Raw genomic sequence first — 8,100 nt, 5'->3', positions numbered from 1 at the left:
TCTCTACACGCTGTCGCACACTCGTTCCCTACGCGTCGCTATGCCTACCTTTCGCGGGGGGCGCGGCCGAGGTGCGCGCGCGCGCCAAGCGCAGCGCGGCCGCGGTCAAGGAGATCGACACGCTGAGCACCGAATCGTCGACGACCGTCGAACAGGGCTACCGGATCGCGGAGGCCGCACGCGGCACGATGCGCGACATCGTCGCGCGCGTCGACCAGGTCCGTACGCTGATCGGCGAGATCAGCGCCGCGTCGCGCGAACAATCGACCGGTATCGAGCAGGTCAACCTGGCCGTCACGCAGATCGGCGACGCGACGCAGCAGAACGCGATGCTGATCTCGGATGCCGAACGCGCGGCCGTCGCGCTGCGCGACCAGGCCGCGCACCTGTCGGACGCGGTCAGCGTGTTCCGGCTCGAACGGAACGCGTGACGAAGAACGGCTGGCCGGCGACGGCCGGCCCATCGCCTACTTCTTGTCGTCGCCCGCCAGATCGATCGCCTTGTCCGATCCGACCGCATTGCGCAGCTGGAATTTCTGGATCTTGCCGGTCGATGTTTTCGGCAGTTCGCCGAACCGCACGGCCTTCGGCACCTTGAAGCCCGCGAGCAGCGCCTTGCAATGCGCGACGATCTCCTCCTCGGTCGCGCTCGCGCCTTCGCGCAGCTCGACGAATGCACACGGCACCTCGCCCCATTTCGGGTCGGGCATCGCGACGACCGCCGCGACCGCCACCGCCGGGTGCCGGTACAGCGCATCCTCGACCTCGATGCTCGAGATGTTCTCGCCGCCCGAGATGATGATGTCCTTCTTGCGATCCTTGATCCGGATATAGCCGTCCGGCATCAGCACCGCGAGATCGCCGGTATGGAACCAGCCGCCGTGGAACGCCTCGTCGGTCGCCTTCGGGTTCTTCAGGTAACCCTTCATGCAGATGTTGCCGCGGAACATGATCTCGCCGAGCGTCTCACCATCGGCCGGCACCGGCGCCATCGTGTCGGGATCGAGCACCGTGGCGCCCGCTTCGAGGTGATAGCGCACGCCCTGGCGCGCATTGAGCCGCGCGCGATCCTCGTCGCTCAGTTCCTCCCAGTGCGACTGCTTCGCGCACACGGTCGCCGGGCCGTACACCTCGGTCAGCCCGTACACGTGCAGCAGGTCGAAGCCGATTTCCTTCATCTTCGCGATCACGGCCGGCGCGGGCGCCGCGCCCGCGACCATCGCATGCACCGTGTGGTCGATGCCTTCGCGGAATTCGGCCGGTGCGTTCGCGATCGCGCTCTGCACGATCGGCGCGCCGCAATAGTGCGTGATGCGTTCGCGGCGGATCAGGTCGAACACCGTCTTCGCGTCGAACTTGCGCAGGCAGACGTTCACCCCCGCGCGCGCCGCGACGGCCCACGGGAAGCACCAGCCGTTGCAGTGGAACAGCGGCAGCGTCCACAGGTAGACGGCGTGCTTCGGCATGTCCCATTCGAGGATGTTGCTGATCGCCGCGAGATACGCGCCGCGATGGTGGTAGACCACGCCCTTCGGATCGCCGGTCGTGCCGGACGTGTAGTTCAGCGCGATCGCCTCCCATTCGTCGGCGGGCGGCGTCCATGCATAGTCGGAGTCGCCGCTTGCGACGAACGCCTCGTAGTCGGTCGCGCCCGCGAAGCGCGCGGGATCGGCCGGCATCGCGTCGGCCACGCTGACGATCTTCAGGCCCGGCACCTCGAGCGCCGCGCGATGCGCGAACTCCGCGTACTCGGTGTCGACGATCAGCACCTTCGCCTCGCCATGGCGCAGCATGAACAGCACCGACGACACGTCGAGCCGCGTGTTGATCGTGTTCAGCACCGCGCCGGCCATCGGCACACCGAAGTGCGCCTCGACCATCGCCGGGATGTTCGGCAACATCGCCGCGACCGTGTCGCCACGTTCGATGCCAAGCCGCGCGAGCGCGCTCGCCAGTTGCTTCGCGCGCGTGTAGGTCTCGCCCCAGGTGCGCCGTACGTCGCCGTGCACGATCGCGAGGCGTTCGCCGTAGACTTCGGCCGTCCTGACCAGGAAGTCGATCGGGGTGAGCGGCACGTAATTCGCGTCGCGGCGGCCGAGTCCGGCCTCGAACATCTGCGTCATGATCCTGTCTCCCGTGTCCTGTCGACCGAGGCGCATCCACCCCGGATCGTTTTGATGTGGTTCAATTGCCGACAGCCTAACGGGCGCTATTGTGAGCCGTCTGTCATCGAAACGACAGAGTGCCTTTCACGCGCTGCGCGTTATCCCTATCCTCGCAAACCCGCACCCATGCACGACCCACTCGCCGCACCGCCCGACGCGCCCGCCGACCCGGCCGACGCCCTTTCCGAACCGGGCCCGCTGCCGCCGCTGGCCACGCTGTTCGGCCAGTGCGCGTGGTTCCGCACGCTTGCGCCGGAGCATCAAGCGCTCGTGCTCGCGCAGTCGCGCGTCGAGCAGTGCGAGGCCGGCGACGTGATCGCGCATCGGCTCGCCCCGTCCGAATACTGGATCGGCGTGCACCGCGGGCTGCTGAAGCTCGCGATCTTCAATGCGTCGGGGCGCGGCTGCACGTTCTCCGGCGTGCCGTCGGGCGGCTGGTTCGGCGAAGGCAGCGTGATCAAGCGCGAGCTGCGCAAGTACGAGGTCGTCGCGATCCAGCGCTCGACCGTGCTGTTCGTGCCGGTCGACACGTTCCATGCGTTGCTCGACACGAGCCTGCCGTTCACGCGCTTCGTGATCCACCAGTTGAACAACCGGATGGGCGAATTCATCGCGTCGATCCAGAACAGCCGGCTGCTCGACGTCGATGCGCGCGTCGCACAAGCGCTCACGCAGCTTTTCAACCCCGACCTGTACCCGGACACCGGCCCGTCGCTGTCGATCTCGCAGGAGGAACTGGGAATGCTCGTCGGCGTGTCGCGGCAGCGAATCAACCAGGCGCTGCAGCAGCTCGAGAAGCTTGGCGCGCTGCGGCTCGCGTACAACCAGATCGATGTCGTCGACCTGGGTGCGCTCGCGCACGTCGGGATGGAGCAGATCTGAGCGCAGGCCCATGAACGGAATCGTCGCCGACGCAGCCTGCCTGTCCGATATCGCGGCCGATATCGCAGCCGATTTCCGGCCGCCGCGCCGCGCTGCGTTTCCTCTGCTGAATCGGCAATCGGCCGCCGCGCCCCAACCTGACAATTCCGCCAGTTTCGCGACAGTAACCCGTTCCACGCCGACGCCTATCATTCGGGTTCCATTTACCCACGCCTGATCACCGCCTGTCCCGCTGCCTCCATGTGGATCGTCAATCTCGCGCTCAAGCGCCCCTACACGTTCATCGTGATGGCCATCATGATCGTGCTGGCCACCCCGCTTGCGCTGATGCGCACGCCGGTCGACGTGCTGCCCGCGATCAACATTCCCGTGATCAGCGTCATCTGGAATTACAGCGGCTTCTCCGCGACCGAGATGACGAACCGCATCACGTCCGTGCATGAACGGATCCTGACGACGACCGTCAACAACATCCAGCACGTCGAATCGACGTCGCTGCCCGGCATCGCGGTCGTGAAGGTGTTCCTGCAACCGGGCGCGAACGTGCAGACGGCGATCGCGCAAACGGTCTCGTCCGCGCAGGCGATCGTGCGGCAGATGCCGCAGGGCGCGACGCCGCCGCTCGTGATCACCTATTCGGCGTCGAGCATCCCGGTGATCCAGCTCGGGCTGTCGAGCAAGACGCTCAGCGAACAGTCGCTCGCCGACATCGCGCTCAACTTCCTGCGCCCGCAGCTGATCACGGTGCCGGGCGTGCAGATCCCGTTCCCGTACGGCGGCCGCACGCGCGTGGTCGCGATCGACCTCGATCCGCAGGCGCTGCTCGCGAAGGGGCTCACGCCCGCCGACATCGTCAACGCGGTGAACGCGCAGAACCTCGTGCTGCCGACCGGCACCGCGAAGATGGGCCAGACCGAATACCGGATCGACACCAACGCGTCGGCCGACACCATCGCCGACATCAGCAGCCTGCCGATCCAGACCGTCAACGGCGCGACGACCTACCTGCGCGAGGTGGCAGCCGTACGCGACGGTTTCGCACCGCAGACCAACGTCGTGCGCCAGAACGGCCAGCGCGGCGTGCTCATCTCGATCCTGAAAAGCGGCGATGCGTCGACGCTCAAGGTCGTGGCGGACCTGAAGGCGCTGCTGCCGAAGGTGATCCCGACCCTGCCCGAAGGGCTCACGATCACGCCGCTGTTCGACCAGTCGGTGTTCGTCAACGCGGCTGTCCAGGGCGTGATCCACGAGGCGCTGATCGCCGCCGTGCTGACCGCGATGATGATCCTGCTGTTCCTCGGCAACTGGCGCAGCACGCTGATCATCGCGATCTCGATCCCGCTGTCGATCTTCACGTCGCTGATCGCGCTGTCCGCGCTCGGCGAGACCATCAACATCATGACGCTCGGCGGGCTCGCGCTCGCGGTCGGGATCCTGGTGGACGACGCGACCGTCACGATCGAGAACATCGAGCGGCACCTGCATCTCGGCACGAACCTGCACGACGCGATTCTCGAAGGCGCCGGCGAGATTGCCGTGCCCGCGTTCGTGTCGACGCTGTGCATCTGTATCGTGTTCGTGCCGATGTTCTTCCTGACGGGCGTCGCGCGCTTCCTGTTCGTGCCGCTCGCGGAAGCCGTCGTGTTCGCGATGCTCGCGTCGTACGTGCTGTCGCGCACGCTGGTGCCGACGCTCGCGATGCTGCTGTTCCGCCCGCAGCAGGCGAGCACCGGCCCCGACCACGCGACGTCGCGTTTCGCCCGCATCCATCACGCGTTCAACGATGCGTTCGAGCGGCTGCGCGCGTGGTACATCGTGCTGCTCAGCATCCTGCTGGTGCGCCGCCGCTTCTACGCGATGTGCTTCCTCGGCTTCTGCGTGCTGTCGACGGGCCTCGTGTTCGTGCTCGGCCGCGATTTCTTCCCGAATGCGGATTCCGGCAACATCCGGCTGCACATGCGCGCGCCGACCGGCTACCGGATCGAGGAAACCGCGCGCCTCGCCGACCAGGTCGAGCGCGTGATCCGCGAAACCGTGCCGCCGGACGAACTCGGCGCGATCGTCGACAACCTCGGCCTGCCGGTGAGCGGCATCAACCTGTCGTACAGCAACGCGGGCACGATCGGCACGCTAGACGGCGAACTGCTGATCGCGCTGAAGCCCGGCCACCGCGCGACCCAGCACTACGTGCAGGCGCTGCGCACGGTGCTGCCCGAGCGCTTCCCGGGTGTCGAGTTCTTCTTCCAGCCGTCGGACATCATCACGCAGATCCTCAACTTCGGCCAACCGGCCGCGATCGACCTGCAGGTGCTCGGCAACGATCTCGCGAGTAACATGACTATCGCGAGCAGCCTGATGAAAAAGTTCAGGCAAATCCCCGGCGCCGTCGACGTGCACGTGCTGCAACGCAACGACGAGCCGACCCTGCTGGCCGACATGGACCGTACGCGCATGCAGCAGCTCAACCTCTCCGCGCAGAACGTCGCGCAGAACATGCTGATCTCGCTGTCCGGCAGTTCTCAGACCACGCCGTCGTTCTGGATCAACCCGCGCACCGGCGTCCAGTACCCGCTGCAGATCCAGACCCCGCAATACAGCATCTCGTCGGTCGACGACCTGCTCGGCACGCCGATCTCGGCAAGCGGCCGCACGGGCATGCCGCTGCAACTGCTCGGCAACCTCGTGCAGGTGCGCAGCACCGCGAACCCGGCCGTGATCACGCACTACAACATCCGCCCGGCGATCGACGTGTACGTGAGCGTCGAAGGCCGCGACCTCGGCGCAGTGGCCGGCGAGATCGACCGCATCGTGTCCGATGCGCGCGCGACGCTGCCGCGCGGCACCGAGCTAACGATGCGCGGCCAGATCGAAACGATGCGCACGTCGTACATCGGCCTCGGCGCGGGCGTCGCGATGGCGATCGTGCTGGTCTACCTGCTGATCGTCGTCAATTTCCAGTCGTGGCTCGACCCGCTGATCATCATCAGTGCGATGCCGGCCGCGCTCGCCGGCATCGTCTGGATGCTGTTCATCACCGGCACGCACCTGAGCGTGCCGGCACTGACGGGCGCGATCATGACGGTGGGCGTCGCGACCGCGAACAGCATCCTGGTCGTGTCGTTCGCGCGCCAGCGCCTCGAGGCCGGCGCGCCGCCACTTACGGCCGCGCTGGAAGCCGGCGCGACGCGGATTCGGCCGGTGCTGATGACGGCGCTCGCGATGATCATCGGGATGGTGCCGATGGCGCTCGGTCTCGGCGAAGGCGCCGAGCAGAACGCGCCGCTCGGCCGCGCGGTGATCGGCGGGCTGCTGTTCGCGACCGTGTCGACCTTGCTGTTCGTGCCGCTCGTGTTCGGCGGCGTGCATGCGCGGCTGGCCCGCCGGCGTGCGCGCCAGGCCGGCCACTGACTTTCGTCCCACTACCCGGTTGATTTGGTTGAATTCATGGAAGAGAAACATCACAGCTCCGTCGGCATCCAGGTAGACGAACGCGGCATGCACCTGCCGACGCGCACGTCGGTATCGCGACGCGGGAAGATCGTCCTGATCGTGATCGGCGTGCTGCTGGCCGCCGGCGCCGCGCGCACGGTCGTCGTCAACGTGCTGAACCGCAACCGGCTCGACGCCGTTGCCGAGCAGAACACGCGCCAGTACGTGACCGTCGTGCATCCGGTCGATGCGGCCACCGGCGGCAAGCTGACGCTGCCCGGCACGCTGCGCGGCTTCGTCGAGGCGCCGATCTACGCCCGCGCGAGCGGCTACGTGCTGCGCTGGCAAGCCGATATCGGCGCGCACGTGAAGCAGGGGCAACTGCTCGCCGAGCTCGACACGCCCGAGCTGAACCAGGAACTCGCGCAGGCCACCGCGCAGCGCCAGCAGGCGCAGGCCGCCCTCGCGCTCGCGAAGACGTCGTTCGACCGCGCGCAGCAGCTGCGCCAGCGCGATGCCGTGTCGCAGCAGGAGCTCGACGACCGGCAAGGCGCGTTCAACCAGGGCACAGCGAACCTCGCCGCGGCCGATGCGAACATGCGCCGCCTCACCGAGCTGAAAGGCTTCCAGCGGATCGTCGCGCCGATCGACGGGATCGTCACGCAGCGCAACGTCGACGTGGGCGATCTCGTCAGCTCCGGCAACGCCGGCCGCTCGCTGTTCACGGTCGTGCAGGCCGACCAGCTGCGCCTTTACGTGCAGGTGCCGCAGGCGTACGCGCAGCAGGTGAAGGTTGGCCAGCACGTGAGCGTCGCGCAGGCCGAGCTGCCGGGCCGGACCTTCGACGGGACGATCACGCGCACGTCCGAGGCGATCGACGTCGCGACGCGCTCGTTGCAGATCGAGATCACGCTGCCGAACCCGGACGGCCGGCTGCTGCCCGGCGCGTACGTGCAGGCTACCTTGCCGATGACGCCGGTCGGCCGCCTGCAGGTGCCGGCCAATACGCTGCTGTTCCGCGCCGAAGGCCCGACGGTCGCGACCGTCGACGCGAACGGCCAGGTGCGCCTGAAATCGGTGACGGTCGTGCGCACGATCGGGCAGACGCTCGAAGTCGACGGCCCGCTCACGCCGAACGACCGTCTCGTGACGAACCCGAGCGACGCGCTCACGAACGGCGACCAGGTGATCGTCTCGGCGCCGGCCGCGAAGCCGGCCTCCGGCGCCGCGGAGGCGAAGTCGTGATCGCGATGCGCCTCCGCCGGCGGCCTGCCGCCGTCTCCGCCACCGCCGTTGCGCTCGCGGCTGCCCTCGCCGGCTGCACCGTCGGCCCCGATTACAAGCGGCCCGACGTCGACACGCCGGCCGCATGGCGGCTCGATCCGGCGGATTCATACTGGCATCCCGCCGCGCCGGCCCGCGCGCCGCTCGACCCGGCATGGTGGACCGCGTTCGGCGATCCGCAGCTGAATGCGCTGGAAGCCGAAGCGCTGCGCAACAACCAGAACCTGAAGGCCGTCGCCGCGCGCTACGACCAGGCGAAGGCGACGCTCGCATCGGTCGCGTCGGCGCAGTATCCGGCCGTCGGCCTGAACGCGGGCGGCCAGCGCTTCAAGATCTCGGA

General features: G+C 67.8%; 6 protein-coding genes and 1 pseudogene. 6 read left to right on the top strand and 1 reads right to left on the bottom strand.

The window, feature by feature from the left end; translation table 11 throughout:
- Positions 1–431, top strand: a 431-nt coding sequence (locus G3N93_RS28945) for a methyl-accepting chemotaxis protein (RefSeq protein WP_241026743.1), incomplete at its 5' end; no start/stop codon positions are given.
- A 36-nt stretch (positions 432–467) separates the two neighbouring features.
- On the opposite strand, the gene G3N93_RS28940 is transcribed toward G3N93_RS28945, so the two are convergent.
- On the bottom strand, positions 468–2,123 hold the full coding sequence (locus G3N93_RS28940) for an acyl-CoA synthetase (RefSeq protein WP_206134500.1): 1,656 nt from the start codon (positions 2,121–2,123) through the stop codon (positions 468–470).
- Positions 2,124–2,291: 168 nt separating this feature from the next.
- Here G3N93_RS28940 and G3N93_RS28935 point away from each other — a divergent pair, with 168 nt between their 5' ends.
- From G3N93_RS28935 to G3N93_RS28915, 5 genes and pseudogenes are all read left to right on the top strand, one after another.
- A complete protein-coding gene (locus G3N93_RS28935; RefSeq protein WP_206134499.1) occupies positions 2,292–3,047 on the top strand; it encodes a Crp/Fnr family transcriptional regulator in 756 nt (251 codons plus the stop codon).
- A 10-nt stretch (positions 3,048–3,057) separates the two neighbouring features.
- The gene (locus tag G3N93_RS28930) at positions 3,058–3,264 is read left to right on the top strand and encodes a hypothetical protein (RefSeq protein WP_174983116.1); all 207 of its coding nucleotides are present in this window, start codon (positions 3,058–3,060) and stop codon (positions 3,262–3,264) included.
- Between the two features lie 23 nt (positions 3,265–3,287).
- Entirely contained in the window at positions 3,288–6,455 is a 3,168-nt protein-coding gene (locus G3N93_RS28925; protein WP_174935462.1) for an efflux RND transporter permease subunit, read from the top strand.
- Positions 6,456–6,491: 36 nt separating this feature from the next.
- A complete protein-coding gene (locus tag G3N93_RS28920) occupies positions 6,492–7,721 on the top strand; it encodes an efflux RND transporter periplasmic adaptor subunit (RefSeq protein WP_206134498.1) in 1,230 nt (409 codons plus the stop codon).
- 5 nt (positions 7,722–7,726) lie between these two features.
- A pseudogene (locus tag G3N93_RS28915) lies at positions 7,727–8,100 on the top strand (RND transporter); the annotation flags it as partial.

The sequence above is a fragment of the Burkholderia sp. Se-20378 genome (assembly GCF_017104665.1).
Classification (GTDB): Bacteria; Pseudomonadota; Gammaproteobacteria; order Burkholderiales; family Burkholderiaceae; genus Burkholderia; species Burkholderia lata.
Note: the sequence above shows the minus strand (reverse complement) of the source record. Positions and strands in the feature narration are given on the sequence as shown.